General features: G+C 57.3%; 22 protein-coding genes and 1 tRNA gene. 13 read left to right on the plus strand and 10 right to left on the minus strand.

All coding sequences use genetic code 11. The features are described 5' to 3' along the window. Window positions 1-48: 48 nt before the first annotated feature. A complete protein-coding gene (locus tag ACJ8QF_RS09495) occupies window positions 49-1293 on the minus strand; it encodes a DUF1479 domain-containing protein (protein ID WP_197753409.1) in 1245 nt (414 codons plus the stop codon). A gap of 168 nt (window positions 1294-1461) precedes the next feature. Between ACJ8QF_RS09495 and ACJ8QF_RS09500 the strand changes: the two genes are divergently transcribed. The 3 genes from ACJ8QF_RS09500 to ACJ8QF_RS09510 all read left to right on the plus strand — a co-directional run bounded on the left by ACJ8QF_RS09500 (window position 1462) and on the right by ACJ8QF_RS09510 (window position 3985). Next, on the plus strand, window positions 1462-2001 hold the full coding sequence (locus ACJ8QF_RS09500; protein WP_197753408.1) for a GNAT family N-acetyltransferase: 540 nt from the start codon (window positions 1462-1464) through the stop codon (window positions 1999-2001). A gap of 119 nt (window positions 2002-2120) precedes the next feature. Further along, a complete protein-coding gene (gene alaC, locus ACJ8QF_RS09505) occupies window positions 2121-3350 on the plus strand; it encodes an alanine transaminase (protein WP_004936329.1) in 1230 nt (409 codons plus the stop codon). A gap of 110 nt (window positions 3351-3460) precedes the next feature. Then, the gene (locus tag ACJ8QF_RS09510) at window positions 3461-3985 is read left to right on the plus strand and encodes a cytochrome b/b6 domain-containing protein (protein ID WP_197753407.1); all 525 of its coding nucleotides are present in this window, start codon (window positions 3461-3463) and stop codon (window positions 3983-3985) included. A gap of 66 nt (window positions 3986-4051) precedes the next feature. Here the strand turns inward: ACJ8QF_RS09510 and ypdK are convergent, their stop codons facing one another. From ypdK to ACJ8QF_RS09525, 3 genes are all read right to left on the minus strand, one after another. Beyond that, complete coding sequence (gene ypdK / locus ACJ8QF_RS09515; RefSeq protein ID WP_099782600.1) at window positions 4052-4126, minus strand: membrane protein YpdK; 75 nt, start codon at window positions 4124-4126, stop codon at window positions 4052-4054. Between the two features lie 558 nt (window positions 4127-4684). Further along, window positions 4685-5122 carry a hypothetical protein gene (locus ACJ8QF_RS09520; protein ID WP_004936322.1) on the minus strand — a complete coding sequence of 146 codons (438 nt, stop codon included), beginning with the start codon at window positions 5120-5122 and terminating at the stop codon, window positions 4685-4687. 83 nt (window positions 5123-5205) lie between these two features. Continuing rightward, window positions 5206-5658, minus strand: a complete 453-nt coding sequence (locus ACJ8QF_RS09525; RefSeq protein ID WP_197753406.1) for a DUF805 domain-containing protein — start codon at window positions 5656-5658, stop codon at window positions 5206-5208. A gap of 285 nt (window positions 5659-5943) precedes the next feature. Between ACJ8QF_RS09525 and mltB the strand changes: the two genes are divergently transcribed. Beyond that, the gene (gene mltB, locus ACJ8QF_RS09530; protein WP_015378637.1) at window positions 5944-7032 is read left to right on the plus strand and encodes a lytic murein transglycosylase B; all 1089 of its coding nucleotides are present in this window, start codon (window positions 5944-5946) and stop codon (window positions 7030-7032) included. 56 nt (window positions 7033-7088) lie between these two features. Here mltB and ACJ8QF_RS09535 read toward each other — a convergent pair whose 3' ends face one another. Then, window positions 7089-8240 carry a porin gene (locus ACJ8QF_RS09535; RefSeq protein WP_442537478.1) on the minus strand — a complete coding sequence of 384 codons (1152 nt, stop codon included), beginning with the start codon at window positions 8238-8240 and terminating at the stop codon, window positions 7089-7091. A gap of 397 nt (window positions 8241-8637) precedes the next feature. Between ACJ8QF_RS09535 and ACJ8QF_RS09540 the strand changes: the two genes are divergently transcribed. The 3 genes from ACJ8QF_RS09540 to ACJ8QF_RS09550 are packed head-to-tail and all read left to right on the plus strand — an operon-like array spanning window position 8638 to window position 10204. Continuing rightward, a complete protein-coding gene (locus tag ACJ8QF_RS09540) occupies window positions 8638-8928 on the plus strand; it encodes a hypothetical protein (RefSeq protein ID WP_015378635.1) in 291 nt (96 codons plus the stop codon). A gap of 46 nt (window positions 8929-8974) precedes the next feature. Continuing rightward, complete coding sequence (locus ACJ8QF_RS09545; RefSeq protein ID WP_197753405.1) at window positions 8975-9898, plus strand: EamA family transporter; 924 nt, start codon at window positions 8975-8977, stop codon at window positions 9896-9898. 3 nt (window positions 9899-9901) lie between these two features. After that, window positions 9902-10204 (plus strand): hypothetical protein, encoded by a 303-nt coding sequence (locus ACJ8QF_RS09550; RefSeq protein WP_197753404.1) that lies wholly within the window; start codon window positions 9902-9904, stop codon window positions 10202-10204. 11 nt (window positions 10205-10215) lie between these two features. On the opposite strand, the gene dsdC is transcribed toward ACJ8QF_RS09550, so the two are convergent. The 3 genes from dsdC to ACJ8QF_RS09565 form a co-directional block, all read right to left on the minus strand. Beyond that, entirely contained in the window at window positions 10216-11145 is a 930-nt protein-coding gene (gene dsdC / locus ACJ8QF_RS09555) for a DNA-binding transcriptional regulator DsdC (protein WP_004936301.1), read from the minus strand. A gap of 466 nt (window positions 11146-11611) precedes the next feature. After that, window positions 11612-11863: a CsbD family protein gene (locus tag ACJ8QF_RS09560; protein WP_004936297.1), complete on the minus strand. Its 252-nt coding sequence runs from the start codon at window positions 11861-11863 to the stop codon at window positions 11612-11614. A gap of 134 nt (window positions 11864-11997) precedes the next feature. Further along, entirely contained in the window at window positions 11998-13494 is a 1497-nt protein-coding gene (locus ACJ8QF_RS09565; protein ID WP_033632462.1) for a helix-turn-helix transcriptional regulator, read from the minus strand. A 228-nt stretch (window positions 13495-13722) separates the two neighbouring features. Between ACJ8QF_RS09565 and ACJ8QF_RS09570 the strand changes: the two genes are divergently transcribed. The 4 genes from ACJ8QF_RS09570 to ACJ8QF_RS09585 all read left to right on the plus strand — a co-directional run bounded on the left by ACJ8QF_RS09570 (window position 13723) and on the right by ACJ8QF_RS09585 (window position 17716). Beyond that, entirely contained in the window at window positions 13723-14694 is a 972-nt protein-coding gene (locus tag ACJ8QF_RS09570) for a hypothetical protein (RefSeq protein WP_088381821.1), read from the plus strand. A 1-nt stretch (window position 14695) separates the two neighbouring features. Next, complete coding sequence (locus tag ACJ8QF_RS09575; RefSeq protein ID WP_004936288.1) at window positions 14696-14917, plus strand: hypothetical protein; 222 nt, start codon at window positions 14696-14698, stop codon at window positions 14915-14917. A 703-nt stretch (window positions 14918-15620) separates the two neighbouring features. Then, window positions 15621-16421, plus strand: a complete 801-nt coding sequence (locus tag ACJ8QF_RS09580) for a helix-turn-helix domain-containing protein (RefSeq protein WP_021505596.1) — start codon at window positions 15621-15623, stop codon at window positions 16419-16421. Window positions 16422-16441: 20 nt separating this feature from the next. Continuing rightward, window positions 16442-17716: a lactonase family protein gene (locus ACJ8QF_RS09585; RefSeq protein WP_280631345.1), complete on the plus strand. Its 1275-nt coding sequence runs from the start codon at window positions 16442-16444 to the stop codon at window positions 17714-17716. A 91-nt stretch (window positions 17717-17807) separates the two neighbouring features. Here the strand turns inward: ACJ8QF_RS09585 and ACJ8QF_RS09590 are convergent. Beyond that, window positions 17808-17882: transfer RNA gene (locus ACJ8QF_RS09590), tRNA-Arg, on the minus strand. Between the two features lie 129 nt (window positions 17883-18011). Continuing rightward, a complete protein-coding gene (locus ACJ8QF_RS09595) occupies window positions 18012-18938 on the minus strand; it encodes a formate/nitrite transporter family protein (protein WP_442537479.1) in 927 nt (308 codons plus the stop codon). A 229-nt stretch (window positions 18939-19167) separates the two neighbouring features. On the opposite strand from ACJ8QF_RS09595, the gene ccmA reads away from it, so the two are divergent. Further along, a complete protein-coding gene (gene ccmA, locus ACJ8QF_RS09600) occupies window positions 19168-19800 on the plus strand; it encodes a cytochrome c biogenesis heme-transporting ATPase CcmA (protein ID WP_004936275.1) in 633 nt (210 codons plus the stop codon). Beyond that, window positions 19800-20459: a heme exporter protein CcmB gene (gene ccmB / locus ACJ8QF_RS09605; RefSeq protein ID WP_016926839.1), complete on the plus strand. Its 660-nt coding sequence runs from the start codon at window positions 19800-19802 to the stop codon at window positions 20457-20459. Before ccmA ends, ccmB begins: the two co-directional genes overlap by 1 nt. Window positions 20460-20501: the final 42 nt, after the last annotated feature.

A 20501-nucleotide genomic window follows, 5' to 3' on the forward strand; every position in this document is an offset into this window, starting at 1 on the left:
TGGCGGCAGTATACCACAGCGAGAGAGGCCCGTGGCTCAGGCCGGCGGTCAGCGCATACCGAGCTGCGCTTTGCCCAGCGGCGTCAGCAACTCGACGGTGGCGCGGCCTGCGAAATCCACTTCGAAATCGTCGGGAGCGAAGTCCGGCGGCGTTCTGCCATCGATAAAGCTCGGCAGCTGACGCTGCAGGTAGGCGTCGTTTTTTGCGCAGCCCGGCGCGGCGGCGATGTACATCACGTTGCTGTCGAACTCGCCGTTATGCTCGTTCTCCACCGCGTGGATCACGTCGCAATGCCAAAATACCGTGTCGCCCGGCTCCAGATCGGGAATAGGGGAAATCCCACTTAATAAAAGGGGATGCCATTTTTCCGAGATCGACAGCGCGCGGCCCGGCGCCGCATCGCAAAGATCGTCGTCGGCGACGTCGTCCTGCAGCGCGCGCAGCAACACATAGGCCATGGCGTTGGCGATCGGCACCAGGTTCAACGTGCCGGCGTTGGTGCGTTGCGGCGTCAGCGCCGTCCAGCCCTGGAAGGTGCGGAACATCGAGCAGACCGCCGGGGAGGCTATTTCGCGCACTTCGGTGCGGCCGTCGGCGGCGAAGGGGTCGTACTGTTGCCAGTCGCCGGAGAAGACGTGGCGATACACATAGCGGAAGTTCTCGTCCAGCCAGCGCTCGATAGTGCCGCTGTCGACGTGCGGCGACAGGCCCAGCGACGAGGAGTTCGGCGGGCGGCGGCGGGTGCGATCGGCGTAGGTGGCGACGCGGGTCGGATCGAAATGCTGCTTGCCGTTGCTTTCGGTGGCCCACAGGCTGTTGAGGAACACCTGCACCGCATGCATACGCGCATCCTGCCGCGCTTCGACCTGCGGCTTTGACCAATAGATGCCATAAATCTGTGGCTTGCTGGCGGCCAGCTTGCCGAAATAGTTGTCTTCGGCAGCGTTTTTCAACCGCTCGACGAAGTTGTTGCGCTCGAGATAGTCGCCGATTTCCCGGTTCCAGCCTTCGGCCTTGGCGCGCGGAAACACGCCGCGAATGGCGCAGGCGCCGCGCTGTTTGATCAGCGCTATCTGTTGATCGCTGACGCGCTGCTGCAGGATATCTTCCGCGTCGATCTGCGGCACCGGATTATGGCCGGCGGCCAGTTCGCGGCGGATCTGTTCGACCTGGCCGCGGATGTTCTCCTCCAGCGCCAGAAAAACTTCGCGGTAGTTCGGCAAGGCCTGGCGCAGCTGGCGCTTGACGTTAACGATCGTCTGCGGAATATCGTCGATGACTAAAGAGGCCATGGTGTTCTCCTGGTGCCGCGTGAGTTACTGCGGCGGGCAGTTGTAGGGAATCGGGCAAGACGTTATGGTTTTGTGGTTTTAACGTGAATGATTATCGGCAACCAATCGGGGAAAATAAAGAGATATCTTTCATTCGTAAGTTCCTCATTTTCGTTTTTCGGAGATTTTATGAAGCTGGTCACTGAACGCCTGATCTTGCAGTCGATAACCGCCGAGGACTGGCCGCTGTTTCTGCGCCTTTACCAGGATCCTGAGGTGATCCGCTATATCGCCGATCCGCTCAGCGAAGCGGCGATCCGCGAGCGTTTCGACGCGCGGCTGCCGGCCTGGGACAAACACGGCGATCAGTGGCTGTGTCTGGTGATGCGTGAGAAGCACAGCGGGGAGGCGGTGGGCATTACCGGCTTTCGCCCGCAGTGGCTGCCGTATCGGCAGGCGGAGGTGGGATACGGCAGTTTGCCCTCCGGCCAGGGCAAGGGTTATGGCAAGGAGTCGCTGCGGGCGGTGCTGGATTTTGCGGTGAACGCCTGCGGTTTTCATAAGCTGACCGCTACCGTGACTTCCGGCAACCTCGCCTCGCGCCGCCTGCTGGAGTCGTGCGGTTTTCAGCTGGAAGGCACGCTGCGCGATAATTTCCGCCTGGCGGGAGAGTGGCGCGACGACTGGCTGTTCGGGCTGTTGGCGGCGGAGTTTCAGGGCGGCAAATAAAAATATCGCGCCGGGTATCGACAAGCTCGCCGGCGCTGCGCTATGTTCGATATTCGGTCAGTTCGCTGGCCAGCGTCGCTCGGACGGTCCGGGCGCTAACGTTTATCGAGGAATCCCCTATGGCTGATAACAGTCCACAGCGCCGTTTTACGCGCATTGAACGCCTTCCCCCTTACGTATTCAACATCACCGCCGAACTGAAGATGGCCGCACGCCGTCGCGGTGAGGATATTATCGACTTCAGCATGGGTAACCCCGACGGCCCGACGCCGCCGCACATCGTGGAAAAACTGTGCGCCGTCGCCCAGCGCGACGACACCCACGGTTACTCCACCTCGCGTGGCATTCCGCGCCTGCGCCGCGCCATCTCGCGCTGGTATGCCGATCGTTATCAGGTGGATATCGATCCGGAAAGCGAAGCCATCGTCACCATCGGTTCGAAAGAGGGGCTGGCGCACCTGATGCTGGCGACCCTGGATCACGGCGATACCGTGCTGGTGCCGAACCCCAGTTACCCGATCCACATTTACGGCGCGGTGATCGCCGGCGCCCAGGTGCGTTCGGTGCCGCTGGTGGACGGCGTGGATTTCTTCAGTGAACTGGAGCGCGCCATTCGGGAAACCATTCCGCGCCCGAAAATGATGATCCTCGGCTTCCCGTCCAACCCGACCGCGCAGTGCGTGGAGCTGGATTTCTTCGAGCGGGTGGTGGCGCTGGCCAAACAGTACAACGTGCTGGTGATCCACGACCTGGCCTATGCCGACATCGTCTATGACGGCTGGAAAGCGCCGTCGATCATGCAGGTGCCGGGGGCGAAAGACATTGCGGTGGAGTTCTTCACCCTGTCGAAAAGCTACAACATGGCCGGCTGGCGCATCGGTTTCATGGTCGGCAACCCTGAGCTGGTCAGCGCGCTGGCGCGCATCAAAAGTTATCACGACTACGGCACCTTCACGCCGCTGCAGGTGGCGGCCATCGCCGCGCTGGAAGGCGATCAGCAGTGCGTGCGCGATATCGCCGAGCAGTATCGGCAGCGCCGCAACGTGCTGGTGAAGGGGCTGCACGAGGCCGGCTGGATGGTGGAAAACCCGAAGGCGTCGATGTACGTGTGGGCGAAAATTCCCGAGCCTTATGCCCACCTCGGTTCGCTGGAGTTCGCCAAGCGCCTGCTGGCGGAAGCCAAGGTCTGCGTCTCGCCGGGCATCGGCTTCGGCGACTACGGCGATACCCACGTGCGCTTCGCGCTGATCGAGAATCAGGATCGTATCCGCCAGGCGGTGCGCGGCATCAAGGCGATGTTCCGCGCGGACGGGCTGCTGAAGCCGGGCAAAGCCGGCAGCGCCAAATAACCCTGTCAGGCCGGGCGTTCGCCCGGCCTTATTTTTTCCGTCCCAAGGTTTTCTTCATTATTTCCCCATTATGCTCATCTACGCTGAATTTTATTTTTTGGACAGAGTGTATGAGCAACCGCTACGCGCGATCGCAGATCGTTTTACATTGGCTGACGCTGCTGATGGTGATCCTCACCTATGCGGCGATGTTGCTGAAAGATTCGGTGCCGGAGGCGTGGGCGCCGATGGTCAAAAATCTGCATTTCAACTTTGGGGCATCGGTCTTTGCCCTGATGCTGATTCGGTTGGCGGTGCGCTCTTTCCACGCTGCGCCGCCAACCACGCCTCCGCTGGAAGAATGGCAGGAGGTAGGCGCGAAGATTTTCCATTGGCTGCTGTACGTGGTCTTCCTGATGTTGCCGCTGCTGGGCATGTTAACCCTGGCCTACGGCGGGAAATCGTGGTCTTTGCTGGGCTGGCCGATGCCGCAGTGGGTGACGCCGGATCCGGTGATGCGCAGGCTGGTCAAAACGGTGCATGAGACGCTGGCAAACGTTGGCTACTTTATCATTGGCGCGCATGCGCTGGCGGCGCTGTATCACCACTACCTGCGCAAGGACGACACCCTGCGCCGCATGATGCCGGGCAAATGAGCGCTAGCCGAAACGACAAAGGGACGCTTGCGCGTCCCTTTGTCTGTGTTCCTGGTGTGGCTGCTGTCAGGCAACCATCAACATGAAGGTGCCAACCCAGGCAACCAGCATGAATGACACGCCCATCAAAAAATATTTCACTGAACAACTCCTGTCTGGAGTCCTCGCCAGCAATGATCCCGATTGTTGTGCTGAGTATTTTATGGGCAACCTGCTTGTCGGGCGGATTCTTCCAAGCGAAAGAACAACGTCCTCGAGCGCGGGTTGTCCGGTTGTCGCGCCTCATGCTCCGTGAGGTAAAATCCGAACCGCGACAGGATCGGCGCTAATGTACTCTCAATACTGGTCTGATTTCAATACTGTGTTTTTGATCACAATTTTAGGCTGTTTTTTGAACAGGGCGCGCTGTTTTATAACGCTTTTTATAAGCAAGCGACAGGAAGTAGCCCGCCGTGTGGCGGGCTTTAAAATCGGGTATTGCAATACGGTGGCAGGCGCTCAGGCGACGGCGTTGATGCCGGTCGCCAAAATGACCCAAAAAACGAGACAAGACAGCAGAATAACGGCCCAAATATGACGGCGACTCCACTCCATTTTTAGCCTTCGTTGTTGCGACAAGTGATTAGGTAGCCATCATATCGGCGCAAAACGGGGGAAATTTAGCCCCCTTGGATAATATTTCGCTTACCTGCCGCTAACTTATTGGCAAACTTCACTTATCGTCACGCGCACTTCGTAGCCCAGCAGATACAACGCCTGCTCCAGCGCTTCCACCTTCGAGGCGTAGCCGATATCCAGCAACCGCTCCATTTGCCCGCCGTTGAAACCCAGCTTGCGCGCCAGCGCCGCTTTGCCGGTGTTTTTGCGCAGCATCGCGTTGTGCAGTTCGATCTTCAGCGCCACCAGCGCCGGCAGATGTACCCTCAAGTCATCGGTTTGCGAAGGAGAAGGGGCGGGCAGGGGCAGCCCTTCATCCATCGCGGCGGCGATGGCGGCCAGCAGGCTTTCCTGCGCTTCCAGCTCGATGTCTTCGCGTTTATAGCAGGCAGATTGCCACTCGGGGAAGTCGTGGAAACCGATCTGCCAGGCGTCGCTGTCGCTATCGAAGGTGTAATGGGCGGGGTAGTGGCTGTACATGGCAATCCCTGATTGAAACCAGAATGAGGCGCTATTGTGACGGCGCGGCCGGCGGATAGCCATAGCCTTGAGCAGAATGGCGCTCAATCGGCATGTTCACGCGGCTTGCGGCGCAGCCCGCCCGGCGGCAACAGCAGGGCGCAGATCATCCCCGCCAGACTGAACAGCGGCAGCCAACGCGCCACCGGGCCGGGAGAGTAATTGTTCAGCACCGAACACACATAGCACGCCACGGCCAGCGCCCAACCGGGCAGGCCGATATCGTTGAGCCGAAACGCGGTTTTGGCCATAAACCACGCCACCAGGCCAAAACAGAACAGCGCCCACACCATGATGCACAGCAGATACAGCAGCACCGAGACGAATTCCTCGGTATCGCCGTGCGCATGGGCGCGAAAATGGTTTTTATCCAGATAGGTCGACAGAAACGACAGTAGCACGATGCCAACGGCGAAGATCGCCAGCGAAAAAACAAAGGGTTTGCGCGAGATGCGCCCACGATAAAGGTCTTTGGCGAGTTGTCCGAGAGAGTCCATCACAATCCGTTGTCGTAATCATTGACCGCCCGGCGGTGGCCGGATGGCAAGCAGCCGGGCATTTTATCGGGGTAAATGCGGGCGTCAAGGTGATAATTTTTCTCATTTAGTTGCGGTTGAGATTCCACGCGGCCGCATCGGGCGTCCCTTCACCGTGCAAAACGTCACAATTTGGCACGTTTGGCTACCTGGCGCGGTAATTGGCGGCATAATCCTGTTTGTTCGCGTTGAACAATGCATTAACATAACTCCCACTTATCTCTTGCATGGCTATATGGATATCCGATGCGTCACCTGGTTGCGCTTTTACCGCTGATTACCTTGCTTGCTGCCTGTAGCAGCACGCCGAAACCCAGTACCACCGCTACGCCGCAGAGCACCCCGGTAAAGGGCGGCTTTTTGCTGAGCCCGGCGCACAGCGGCGCGCCGCTGGGGGGGGATTTCGCCAATAACCCGAATACCGCGCGCTTTATCGATAAGATGGTGCAGGAACACGGCTTTGATCGGCAGCAGCTGCACGACGTGCTGGCGCAGGCACGGCGTTTGGATTCGGTGCTGCGGCTGATGGACAGGCAGGCGCCGACGCCGTCTACCCAGGGCCCAACCGGGCCGAACGGTTCCTGGCTGCGCTACCGCAACAAGTTCATCACCCCGGATAACGTGCAAAACGGCGTGGTGTTCTGGAATCAATATCAGGATGCGCTGCAGCGTGCCTGGCAGGTGTACGGCGTGCCGCCGGAGATCATTGTGGGGATTATCGGCGTGGAGACCCGCTGGGGCCGCGTAATGGGTAAAACCCGCATTATCGACGCGCTGGCGACGCTGGCCTTCAACTACCCGCGCCGCGCCGATTACTTCGCCGGAGAGCTGGAAACCTTCCTGCTGATGTCGCGCACCGAAGGCGACGATCCGCTCGAACTGCGCGGCTCCTTTGCCGGCGCGATGGGCTATGGGCAGTTCATGCCTTCTTCCTTCAAAAGCTATGCGGTCGACTTCAACGGCGATGGGCATATCAACCTGTGGGATCCGGTCGATGCCATCGGCAGCGTGGCCAATTACTTCAAGGCGCACGGCTGGTCCAAAGGCGAACCGGTCGCCATTCAGGCCAACGGCCAGGCGCCGGGGCTGGAAAACGGCTTCAAGACGCGCTACTCGGTTGCCGCGCTGGCGGAAGCCGGCCTAAGCCCGCAGGGCTCGCTCGGCGATAATCAGGAAGCCAGCCTGCTGCGGCTGGACATCGGCACCGGCTACCAGTATTGGTATGGCCTGCCGAACTTCTACGTCATCACCCGCTATAACCACAGCACCCATTACGCCATGGCGGTATGGCAGCTGGGCGAGGCGGTCGGGCGCTCGGCGCGCGGCGGCTTCTGACGCTGCGTCAATAACGAAAAAGGCCGCTTGCGCGGCCTTTTTTGCGTTCAGAGCAATCAGAAATCGTAGCGCAGACGCACCACGGTCATATCGCCGAGGTTGTCGGTGCTCGATGTCAGCACGTGCTCCACGTCAACGCGGAAACCGTAGTCAAACTGCACGGTAACCCCGAGGCCGTTGTCGATGCGCTGGTAGTTGCGGCCGGTGATGTATTCCAGGCGATCGCCCATGAAGTACGGCATCACCGATTTCACCGCGTACTGGCCAACCGGCACGGTATAACCGGCCAGGTATTCGATACCCCATGCGTCGCCGGCGAAGTAATTATTGATGTCGGCTTTCTTGGTGGTCAGGAAGTCGTTGTAGTAACCGCCGCCGAAGGTGAGGGTCCAGTTGTCCGGTTTCCAACTGATGGCGGTACCGAAAATGTTCTGGTCATAGCTCTTGCTGCCGTTGGTGGACGGATTGCGCATTTCGGCGCGGGTGTAGTTCCAGGCGGTGCCCCAGGTCAGGTCCGGCGTAATGTGGTAATCCACGCCCAGTGAGCCGCCGCCTTTGCGCTTGTAGCGCAGGCCGTTGCCCGGCAGATAGTCGCTGTCGCTGAACAGGTACGAAGCGTAAACGTCCGCATCGCCGAAGCGGTTCTTGTACTTCAGCATTTTGCGTGAGCGGTAAGAGCCGTCGTAGTCACCGTTGATGCCGTTGCCCGGTGCCTGGGCCAGCATGTCGTAGTCCCAGATATCGGTTTTGGCGCCCACCACGTCATAATAAACGCTGTTCTGTTGACCGAAGGTCATCTGGCCCCAGGTGTTGCTTTTCAGGCCGGTGTACAGCATGCGGCGGCTGGTGTTTCTCGCGCCGTCGGCATAGTGGTGATCCCAGTCGAACAGCGCCGGAATGTTCACGCCCAGCTCGTAGTAGCTGATCCAGCTGATATCGTCGAACAGGTAGTAGTCCGCCGCGAAGCGGAAGCGGGTGCCGCCGTCGAAGCCGTTACGCTTGTAGGAGCCCTTGTCACCGTCGCCCGTCATGTTGTTGAACTGCGGACGGATACTGCCGCCAACGGTGAAGTTCAGGCGGCTGAGCGGATCGCCAGCCTGCGGATCCTGCTTCAGCAGGGTGATTTCCGCCTGAGCGGCGAACGACGCGCTGCCGATCGCCAGACCCAGCGCCACCGCTTGAGTCAATACGCGCAATTTCATTGCCATGTGTTATCCCTGTTTTATGTATGACCGCCCCCATCAGCGCCGCCATGCCGATGTTTTGCGCAGAACGCTGCGTTTTCACGCATTTTGACGGTTTTTTTGGTGTTTTAGCGGCGGGCGGCATTTGTAACATAAACGGTAAAATAAATAATTACTTTTCTTGCTAATTATTGGCCGGTTTTTGACCATTTCGTGCGGTGAAAAGGGCCGCTTTTCATGCCTTTCGATTCGGATGAATTCATCTAACGCCAAGGTTTATATTTTTCATTTGTCAGTCATCGGCGTCAGCCTGTAATTTTATCCGTGCAAGAGATAATTAATTAAAGCCTGTCACCGCCGTATTAACGTTAGCCGCTTTCTGCGTAATCGGTCGGCAGGAATAAGCGATTGGGAGGTCGCCATGAGGAATCTGTTAATGTTGTTGGTGGGGCTGTTTTCATTACCGGCGATGGCGGCGGAATCGCACGTTTGTCATTCTCAAGCTTATGATTATGCAGAGGTTAGTAAACTCAGGTTGTCTGACGACACCCTGTTTTCCTGCCGCGGCGTGGGGCGCCTGACGATCCCGGAACTGGCGCGCAAAGGATGGAAGGTGATTCATTTGGCGCAGCAAACTGAATATACCGACTCTGTCGACAGCGACGGCGAGGTTATTAAACTTTATCAGGAAATCGTGGTGTATAAAGAATAACGCGACGGCAGCCTGTTATTATTTCAACGGCGACGAGAACCCTATTATGAATGCAAGAATCGGTATTGACGGCAGGGCTGCCGCCGCCATGGTGATGCTTTGCGCCATCTGGGGAATGCAGCAGGTGGCGATCAAGGCTGCCGAGGCGGATGTGTCGGCGGTGCTGCAAATTGCCATTCGTTCGGGGCTCGCCGCGCTGGGGGTATACCTGTTGGCGCGTTGCCGCGGCGAGTGTTTCACCTGGGATCGCGCCACGCTGAGCGCCGGTCTGAGCGTAGGAGCATTGTTCGCGCTGGAGTTCTTTTTTGTCTCCGAAGGGCTGCGCTATACCAGCGCTTCGCATATGGCGGTGTTTTTGTACACCGCGCCGCTGTTTTCCGCTCTCGGCCTGCATTTTCTGATTCGCCAGGAACGCCTGTCGCCGGTGCAGTGGCTGGGCATGCTCATCGCCTTTGGCGGTGTGGTGCTGGCCATATCGGGCATGGCCGAGGGCAGCGGCGGGGCCGATCGGCTGAAAGGCGATTTTTATGGCCTGCTGGCGGGGATCGCCTGGGGCGGTTCTACCCTGGTGATCCGTACCACGCGCCTGGCGGAGTGCCCGGCCAAACAGACGCTGCTGTTCCAGTTGACGGGCGCCTGTGTGCTGCTGTCGCTGCTGGCGCTGGCGACGGACAATTTGCACGTCGTCCTGAGCCCCGTGGCCTGGAGCAGCCTGTTGTTCCAAACGGTGATCGTGTCGTTTTTCAGCTACCTGATCTGGTTTTCACTGTTGCGCCGTTATCAGGCTTCCTCGCTGGGCATTCTCACCTTTATGACGCCGGTATTCGGCATCCTGGCGGGGGCCGTCATTCTCGGCGAACCGTTGCAAATTGAATTTGTATTGGGTGCTGTGTTGATCGTACTGGGGTTAATCGTAGTGAGTTGTTCATATCTTATTTATGTTGACCGAAGGGTGGCACCAAAAATATAAATTATGGATGTTGATGTACAGAACTACCAAATAAGCTGCGAAAGCCAATTCATTATTCAGCTGCAAATATCCCGCTATGCCTGGGGCGTGCCGCTGATTACGCTCAGCGATAACGGTGATTTTACCGTGATAAGAAGCCGAGGCTGGTCGAGGTTGGCTAATGGGATGCAATTGGAGGTTTATTATTTTGCCAATAATTCTCTGCTGGCCTGGGATAAAAACCGCAAAAATATCTCTTATTCAAAGGCTGGCCGGCTCTACGCCTGCGCGCTGCATTTTTCTTATTCCCCCAAAGTATGGCGATAATCCTCTGGCCATCAGACCAGAGGGGAGATTTTCATGATCCACTGCTTAAATGCGAGGATCTTCGGCCACTGCCGCTCGGAGATGGTCGAGGTAAAATAGCAGTGCTCGCAGGGCACGGTCATGTCGGTGAACGGAATGATCAGTTCGCCGCTTTTGATCCAGTCCTGCACCAGATTGAGCCGCCCCATGGCGACGCCAAGGTGCCGCGTCGCGGCCAGCACTGCAAGATCGGAACGGTCGAACTCCATGCTTTTACTGTCGGTATCCAGCCCCAGCGCAAAGTGTTGCGACCAGGTTTGCCACTCATCTTCGCCGGAGTTGTAGCGATCGTGCAGCAGCGTGCAGTGGGCCAGGTTTTCCGGCGCATCGTACAGGTTATGCGTGGCGGCGTACTGCGGCGTGCAGATCGGCACCATTGATTCCTGCATAAAGGCTTCGTCCAGATGCCGCCCCGAGGGCAGTTTGCCGAAGTACATCGCCAGATCCACGCCGCGGTTGGCCAGGTTGATGATTTCCTGCCCGGTCAGAATATTGAGGTGAATGGTGGGGTGCTGGGCGATAAAGTCGCCGATGCGCGGCAGCAGCAGACATTGCACCAGGGACGGGTGCGAGTAGAGGGTCAAGGTCCCCGTCAACTCGCGATTTTTGATGTCCAGAATTTCCTGATTCAAGGTGTTGAAGGAACTGTCCAGCGCCCATTGCATGCGCTCGCCCTCCGGCGTCAGCGTAATCCGGCGATGAAAGCGTTGGAATAGCAGAAAACCCAATTCCTTTTCGAGCAAATTAATGCGGTGGCTCACGGCGCTGGGGGTGATCGACAATTCTTGCGCCGCCAGCGCAAAAGATAAATGACGGGCGACGCATTCGAAAGTATGCAGCCGGGAAAATTGATAGCTGGTCAGCGGGGTTGCCCGCTGCGAATGTTTTTTACTGGGGAACATGCTATTTCTCCGTGCGCATAATCCGGCAATATTAACATTTAATGGCGCGGAGGATAAACCCAGGCTGATTGATATATTCAGTTTTTACGCTGAGAAATATCGTTATGTTGCAGGGAAATTAACTGGCTTGCATAACAACCGGAAATAACAGACGGTGGGCGCGTTGAGTGAGAGGGTGATGATAATCTGCAATAGGACGAATATAATAAAAAGACGTGCCGTATAAGCAGCGAGTAAAGACGCTGTGCGGCAGCCTGAACGATAAAGGCTCATGTTCTCTGCGGGATATAGCGGTTTCACCGCGATAATTCGTCGCATGGCGACACAGAATACGCGTTAATCCCAGCGGCAAACGAGCGTAGGCATCAATCGATAATACTGCGTCCCTCAGGCCGATAGAACCGCGCCCGGTGGCTACCCACCGGGCGCGGCATTCAGGGAAAAGCGGTTTGTTCGCCGGCGCGTATCAACGGCGGCGCAGCAGCAGGCCGGTCAACAGGCCTGCGCCGGCAATGAGGGCCAATGCGGCGAGGGGGTTTTTCTTCATCATGTTGCCGGCGCAGCTCAGGGCATCGCCGTATTTTTCTTGCAGCACGCCCGCTGCCTGGCGCGCGGCGCCTTCGGCCTGCAAACGTTCGTTGCCGGTGACGTCGCCCGCGATTTCCTGCGCCTTGCCCGCCACTTTTTCCATCATGCCATTGGCTTTTTCGCTGTTCATTGTGATGCGCTCCTAAGGTTCGATCCGTTTGGCTTCCGCACAGGACGGAAGCCTGCATTTGTACCGCCATGTTATGCACTTCACTTTTGGCCTATAAGGGGCGTTTGCATCGGTTTGGGTAGTGCATTTGCAGGCTACTTGCCATTCCTGAAGGCCAGCCCACCGGTAAACAGCCCGCGTTCTCTGGCCCAGACGATGGCTTCGCTGCGGCTATGCACGCCGAGTTTGGAATAGACTGTCGCGACATGGTTGCGGATGGTGTTGAGCGCCAGATTGAGACGCGCCGCGATTTTCTTGTCCGGCAGCCCCTCGCAAATCAATTCCAGCACATCGCGCTCGCGTGGCGTGAGATCGCTGGCGGTAAATCCAGCCTGGTCGGGCCGGTTGATGCTTTTCACGTTGGCCAGTTTTTCGATCAGGGTTTGGCTGAACCAGGAGGCGTCCTGCATCACTTCTTCGATGGCGCTTACCAGCTCCAGCTCCGAGCGTTTGCGTTCGGTAATGTCCATGAGCACCAGCAGATAACAGGGCGCGTTGTGGATGCTGACGGCATCCGCCGAGGCCACACAGTCAATCGACTCGCTCCCTTTCTTGCGCACCCGGATGTCCAGCCCTTCGACGTTGCCGCTTTTTTCCAGGGCGGCAAACAAACGGCGGTTCGCCTCCGGATCGTCAATAAACGGGATCTCTCCGACCGTCTTGCCGATCAAGTCTTCGGCGTCGTACTCGGTAGTGCGGGTGAAGGCTTCGTTGACATCCAGCACGCGCCGCTCGTGCGCGGTACATAACAACGTCGGCACCGGGCTCAGGCGAAATGCCTTGGCAAACCGTTCTTCACTTTCTCGCAGCGCCGATTCCGCCTGGCGCCGGGGTTCGAGATCGGTAAACGTGAACAGCATGCAGTCGTCTTCATTGATATCCAAGGGTTGGCCGGCAACCACCACCAGCTTGCTTCCGCCGCCGGGCAGCTTCAGCTCGGCCTCCATCTGCGGAATGGTAGCGCCTTCCCCCAGGCGCTGAACGGCCAGTTCTTTGTGCTCCGCCTGTTCCAAAACGTCGAGTTCATAAACCGAACGCCCCATGACCTGTTCACGTTGGTAACCGGTCATATCAAGGAACCCCTGGTTGACCTTGACGTAACGCAGGTCGCTTAGTCGACAAATGACTGCCGGTGCCGGATTGGCGTTGAAGGTTTTTTCAAAGCGCTGTTCGGCGCTGGCCCACTCTGTCGCGTCGCTCAGGATCAGCGCCAGCAGCTCCGGTTGCCCCTGCGCATCGGTGATAATCAGGCTCCGCAGGCGGTGCACCCAGAAGCTGTCCGGATCGTCGACCTGCCGAACCTCCACCACCACATCGGTGAATGTTTCGCCTTCGGCAACCCGGTTCAGCGGGTACTGTTCCAAAACCAGCGGATGATTGTTGCGATAGCGCAGGGCAAAACGCGCCGCGTACTCGCCGGCATTGGCCCCCAGAGCTTTCTGATGACTCACGCCATGCATGGTCAACGCGGCCTCGTTGGCCCATAGCAAGGTTTGATCGGTATCCGTCAGGATCACGCCGTCGGACAAGCCGGAGATGATTTGCTGCAGGTGGCCGCTGTGGGTTTCGCTGGCCAAAACGGATTGGCTCATGTGTTCTCCGCTAGACAGAAGGGGGGCGGCCTCTTAAGGCGGCCGCGGGTTACGCTATTCGCTGAGCAGCTTAGTGCATAACGTGCGTATTCGCAGGGTGTGAATGCACCAGGCATTCTGATGCAAATGAACCGGGACGGCCGACGACGCCGCGCGGCAGACTGAATTTGTCTGCGCGGTTACCCGCCGTGCGTGCAATCACTTGTCCAGAAAATATAAGGAACAACGATGACCACTGTCTATGAATCAAATCGCTTAGCGTTTCAGGTGTCATGGGGCTCGATATTGGCCGGGAGTGCCGTGGCGCTGGTGACTTATCTGACCTTCAGCGTGCTGGGCACGGCTATTGGTGCCCAGGCCGTGGATATGATGCAAAAGGGCAACCCTCTGAGCGGCTTTGGCACCGGCACCGGGATCTGGCTGCTGGTTTCAACGTTGGCATCGCTGGCCGCAGGCGCGTTCGTCGCCGGCCGCTCCGCACCGAATCGCGGCGGCTTGCATGGCTTGCTGAGCTGGGCGATCACCACCTTGTTGACCACCTGGCTGATGGTTTCATTGGCGAGCGGCGTAGTGGGGCTGGCGGGAAGCGCGGTGGGTAAAGGGCTTTCGCTGGCAGGCAGCGGCCTGGCGGCGGCAGCGCCAAACGTAGGCGAAGGCCTCAAGCAACAGCTGGATAAAAAGGGCATCAGCCTTGACTGGGGAAGCCTGGAAAATCAGTTGAACGCCACGCTTAAGCAGAGCGGTAAGCCGGAGCTGGATCCTGCTCGGTTGGAGCAGAAAGCCAATCGGGCGGCCGCCGACGGCAAACAGTCGGCCGTGGATGCCGCGGCCGATCCGGCGCAGGCCGCCACCGAGCTTAAGCAGTGGTTCGAGCGCGTCAAGCAGTCCGGTGAGCCGGCGTTGAGCGCCGCCGATAAGGACGCGCTGGTGAATATCGTTGCGGCACGCACCGGCAAGAGCCGCGATGAAGCGAGCCAAATCGTCGATAACTACGCCCAGGCTTACCAGCAGGCGGTGCAGAAGGTGGAAAAACTCAAGGCCGAGGCCGAGCAGAAAGCGCGTGAAGCGGCCGATGAAGCGGCCAAACAGCTGTCTCGCGCCGCGTGGGGTTCGCTGTTGGTGCTGCTGTTGGGCGCTGCGTTGAGCGCCGGCGTGGGGCGGATTGCCGAATCAACCCGCCGCACTGTCGCGGTAAGTTGAGATGAAAAAAAACCTGTCGTGCATCTCGCTGAATTATCGAAAAGTAGCGGGGGCCTCTGCTCCCGTGCTCGTCATCGATTTCTGCAACGAGAACAACGAGCGTTATACCCTGCGCTACAACCTGCCGCCGGATACCCCGGAACGCACCGAGCGGCGGGTATCTTTGCTGCTGTACCTGTTGCGCAAGCACAGGTCCGCAGAGATCGACAACCTGGCTGATTAATCAGGCCGTTAATGAAAAGCCCAGCCTCGCGTGCTGGGCTTTTTGTTTGCGGCCGCAGGCCGTTCTGACAACAAGGCGCGGGCGAGTCGGCTCGGCATTTTACCGGGGGAGAGATGGGCGATTCATGGGAGTAGGCAGGGTTCCCAATGGGCGCGGTTTGTAAAACAGGGCATCGAGCAAGGTTTGTTAAAATATCCGTTTTCTCTGCGCAGGAACGATAAAAAAGAAACGCGCTATTGCGACGCGAGATTATTGAGACCGATGTTCAGCCTTGAGCTTATCCCTCCCGTCTTCTTTTGCTGTCGGTCATACTTTATATCTCTTTCGCAGTACGTTTTATCGGCGGGCCAGGCATATAAAATGCGTTTTCATTTGTGATGATGAAATTCCTATTCGGCCATGCAATCTGGCTGTAAAAAAACACTTTAAGGTAAAACAATTAGCAAAAAGTGTGATTCTGCCTGGTGTGTCAAGTGCATCTTTGATGAGTGCACTTTACGCGAGTTGATTTTGTTTTATGGGTTTCTTGCGGAGAGATTTATATAACATGATCATTTTCAGTTATTTATGCGATAGTTTTTCCTATGCCGAAAAAAATGAATTGACAGGCTGGTTTTTTTTAGGATTAATCTTAATGACTTGGTTTGGTTGGTTAACGATTTTAATAAAAAGGACGCAAATCTTATAAAAGCAAGGAGCACATATGGATTACAGAAAAGATATTCTTTTGCAGGTGTTGGAGTATATGGAAAAGAATATTGTCGAGGGGCTGACAGTTGAAAAGGTTTCCATTATCTCAGGTTACTCTAAATGGCATTTGCAACGGCTGTTTAAGCATTATTTTGGTATAACGCTAGGGACTTATATAAGGAATAGAAAACTGAGTCGCTCTGCTATTTTGCTCAAACAGCACCAAGGGAACATATTGGATGTCGCCCTGGCATCCGGGTTTGCCTCTCAGCAATGTTACACGCGGGCATTCAAACGTTTCTTTGGCGAAACGCCCAACAGCTTTAGAAACAGCCGGGGATGGGATTTTTCCACGCAGATCCCGCCGTATGGCAACGATAAGAAACCCTACTTCTACCACACGGTCATGCCGGATGACATTGAGATGTTAAAGCATTACAAATCACTGATTTTTCATTCTATAAGAAAATTCAGAGATACCGGCGACATTGCACGGACCAATGAAAAATGGTTAAGCAAGCAGCGGGGGGGATGTAATGTGGAAAAGAACAGGAGTAATAAATGGCATTCCAACAGCAAAGGGCAAGAGGTTTTTCATTCCATCTTTAACTTCTATATCCCTATGGGTAAATATATTGTCATCCCCTTTACGGGGGAGTTTTCAGAATATATTGACTTTTTCGATGTAATGTATGACGCTTATCTGCCTGCCATCAATGTCAAAATGAGGGAGAGCTTTTTTATAGAGTTATATAGGCAAGAGGATCTAAATGGCAAGGTTGTCAATGTCGATATACTTATTCCTGTGACATAGTGATGAGGCAAGAAGACATCATGAATAGAGAAAAAACTCTCGACTCGATTAATAAGCGCCATCCAGCTCGCTTTATGCTACCTTCTATATTGTCTGAACTTGGTCGAACAATCGTTGCCGGCTCAGGCCGGCAAGCCATTCAATTAACTGCGGTGTTAATTTCTCTCATGTTTTCAGGAAATGCGATGGCCAATAATCGGGAACATCAGCAAATAGCGTTAGTCGGTACCTGGACCCATATTCCGAATGCGCCTGCGGTGCAGAAACCGGCAAGACCCAGTGAAGGGCTCTATCGCCTGGCGGTTAATGGCGACGGCACGTTAACGCTGCTCGACGTGGTTAAAATGAACAGCCCATCGTGGATCGTAAAATCTCGCGATGGCCGTTTCGCCTATGCCACCAATGAGGAGAACGCGGGAACGGTGACCGCCTTGGCAATAGACGAAGCTGGCAGCGTGCGGGTGCTGAATACGGTGAGCAGTGCGGGCCAGCAGCCGACGCATGCCACCCTCAGTCCGGATGGCAAGTTTCTGTTTGTCGCCAACTACTCCGTCGCCAAAGGCGGCGCGGGGATGACGGTATTGCCAATTGGCAGTGACGGCAAACTGGGTGAACAGGTGCAGCATTATCCGTTTATATCAGGTTCTGGCACCGTGCAGGGGCGCCAGGAAGGGGGCCATGCGCACTCAACCACCTTCAGCCGCGATGGTAAATATCTGTATGCGGCGGATCTCGGCGGGGACAAGCTGCACGCCTATCGCTATCGCTCGGATAGCGCACAGCCGCTGCAGGCGGATGCATCGCGCGATGTCAGCTTTGCGCCAGGCGCCGGCCCAAGGCACATGGTATTCTCGCCGAAAGGCGAGTATGCCTATGTCATCACCGAAATGGCGGGTGAAATCGAGGTGTTTACCGTCAGCGACCATCGATTGACGCAACAAGGGAAAGTGAAACTGAACGGCGGGCAGGATTCAGCGGAGGCGAAAAGCGGCGGAGCCATTATCCTCAGCCCGAGCGGCAGATATCTTATTGCCACCAATCGCGGTGCCGATAACCATTTGCTGGTATTAAAAATTGGTGGGGATGGGCTGCCAGGGGAGACGACGCGCTATGAGGCTGGCGGCATTGAACCGCGTGCGCTCGCTTTCGATGCCACCGGCAAGCATCTTTATGTCACGAATGTGTTCACCAATACCGTTACGCTGTTCGATTTCGATGATGAGACGGGCGAGTTGAAGGCCAGAGGTGAGGCGGCGACGATCTCAACGCCGACGGATATTAAGTTTTTCAATTAACGCCCATCATAACGCGGGGGAAATCGGATCTGAGGCGTGGAGAAGGGGGATTGCGGGTGCCGATGCTGGGGAATGGCTTGATAATAAATAATGGTGTCCCCGACTGGAATCGAACCAGTAACTAGCCCTTAGGAGGGGCTTGTTATATCCGTTTAACTACGGGGACGCTGCGGGCCGGCAACCGAAGCTGCCGGGGCATTATACCTTTTTTTACCCGCAGAATAAGCGCTTAGCGGTGCGTTTGCTCAATACCTCGCCAGTTAGCGCCGAAATTTCCTCGCCTGACCGACGGCGATCACGGTTTTTCCCCGCTGTGGCGCCGTTTTTCCTCTTGCTGCCGCTCCGCCCGTTTTTGGGCGCTCAAATCGTTGCGGATCTGCGCATGGCTTATCAACGCAAAGATAAAGGTGCCGCCGATGATGTTGCCCGCCAGCGTCGGCAGGGCGAACGGATAGACGAATTCCTGCCACCCAATCGCGCCGTTGAACACCAGATAGAGGATCTCTACCGAACCGACCACGATATGGGTCAAATCGCAAATCGCTACCAGGTAGGTCATCAGCACGATCACCCAGATTTTCGCCGCGCCGGCGGCCGGGATCATCCACACCATGGTGGCGATGATCCAGCCGGCCAGGATGCCGTTGGCGAACATTTCTCCCGGCGTATGGCGCATCACCTCTTCGCCCAGGCTGATGAAGGCGCCGCGCGTCCCGGCGTCGAACAGCGGCATATGGGTAAACGCCAGCGCCGCCAGCCCGGTGCCGATCAGGTTGCCGAGCAGCACCACGCCCCACAGACGCAGCAGGATCAGCAGGTTGCGCGGCGTGGGCTTATGCATGATTGGCAATACCCCCGTGACGGTATTTTCGGTAAACAGCTGTTGGCGCGCCATGATGACAATGATAAAACCGAAGGTGTAGCCGAGGTTCTCGAGGAAGAAACGGCTGGGATCGTCCGGTAGGCGGGCGTGGAAAATGCCCTTCGCCGCCAGCGAGGCGCCCATCGACAGCCCGGCGGCGATCGCCGACCACAGCAATGCCAGCCCGTCGCGCTCCAGCTCTTTTTCGCCTTCCATCCGGATCTGTTCATGCACCGCCGCCGCGCGCGACGGCAGATTCTCTTCCCTGACTTCGATTTCGCGCTTGCCCTGTTCCTGCTCTTCGCTCTCTACCCGCATCGTCTCATCCTGCTCGTGCTCCTGGTGTTGCTGTTCGTTCATGCTGTCGCTCCTGCTCAATAAGGGTGAGGTCACGTCATTAAGCGTAGTTGCCCAGCCTAAATGCGGCGAAATACAGAAAAAGGTAACAAGAGTTAAAATCCGCCGCTTTTTTCCGCGCATTCTTGATCCTGCTCGCCATATTGGCCTCCCGGCGCGCCCGCCGCAGGCTGCGTGTGGGGAAAGGCTTATGCTATGATTCGCTATCCCAAAGAAAAATATGAGTTCCCCGATGCTGGAAGCCAAAAGTCTGAGTTGCGTGCGCGATGAACGCATCCTGTTTAGCGAGCTAAGCTTTTCAGTTCAGCCGGGCGATATCATTCAGGTAGAAGGGCCGAACGGCGCGGGCAAGACCAGTTTGCTGCGCATCCTCGCCGGTCTGGCGCGGCCGGACGGCGGTGAGGTGTGCTGGCGCGGGCGTAACACGCTGCGCGATCGCGCGGCGTATCAGCAAGATTTGCTGTTTATCGGCCATCAACCGGGCATCAAAGCCGTATTGACACCCTTCGAAAATCTGCAGTTTTATCAGGCGGTGCGCGGCGCGGCCGAGCAGCAGGCCATCTGGCGCGCGCTGGAGCAGGTGGGATTGGTGGGCTACGAAGATCTGCCGGTGGCGCAGCTTTCCGCCGGGCAGCAGCGGCGCGTGGCGTTGGCGCGCCTGTGGCTCAGCGCGGCGCCGCTGTGGATCCTCGATGAACCGTTAACGGCGATCGATAAACAGGGCGTGGCCGAGTTGATTAGCCTTTTTGAGCAACATGCACAGCGGGGCGGCATGGTATTGTTGACCACCCATCAGGATTTGGCCGGCGTCAGCCAAACGGTGGGCAAAATTCGTTTGGCGGAACACGACGCGGGGAGTTTGTGATGTTTTTGACCCTGGTGCGTCGCGAACTGAAGATCGCCTGCCGTAAAGGTTCGGAGATCGTCAACCCGCTGTGGTTTTTCCTGATTGTGATCACGCTGTTCCCGTTGGGGATTGGCCCGGAGCCGCAGTTGCTGGCGCGCATTGCGCCGGGCATCGTATGGGTGGCGGCGCTGTTGGCCTCGCTGCTGTCGCTGGAGCGGCTGTTTCGCGACGATTTCCTCGATGGCTCGCTGGAGCAGCTGTTGCTGCTGCCGACGCCGCTGCCGATGACGGTGCTGGGCAAAGTGTGTGCTCACTGGGTCGTGACGGGATTGCCGCTGCTGATCCTGTCGCCGCTGGTGGCGCTGCTGTTGTCGCTTGATATGCAAACCTGGCTGGCGGTGGCGGGGACGCTGCTGCTCGGCACGCCGACGCTGAGCCTGATCGGCGCTATCGGCGTGGGGCTGACCGTCGGCCTGCGCAAAGGGGGCGTGCTGCTCAGCCTGCTGGTGCTGCCGCTGTATATCCCGGTGCTGATCTTCGCCACCGGCGCGATCGACGCCGCCGCGATGGGCATGCCGATTGATGGTTACCTGGCGATACTCGGCGCGATGCTGGCGGGCAGCGTGACATTGGCGCCGTTTGCCGCCGCAGCGGCGCTGCGAGTGAGCGTGCACTAGCTAACAAATTGAATGAACAGACGGGGCAAGGCCGGCAAGAGC

It is taken from the genome of Serratia sp. CY81684 (assembly GCF_052166595.1).
Classification (GTDB): Bacteria; Pseudomonadota; Gammaproteobacteria; order Enterobacterales; family Enterobacteriaceae; genus Serratia; species Serratia nematodiphila.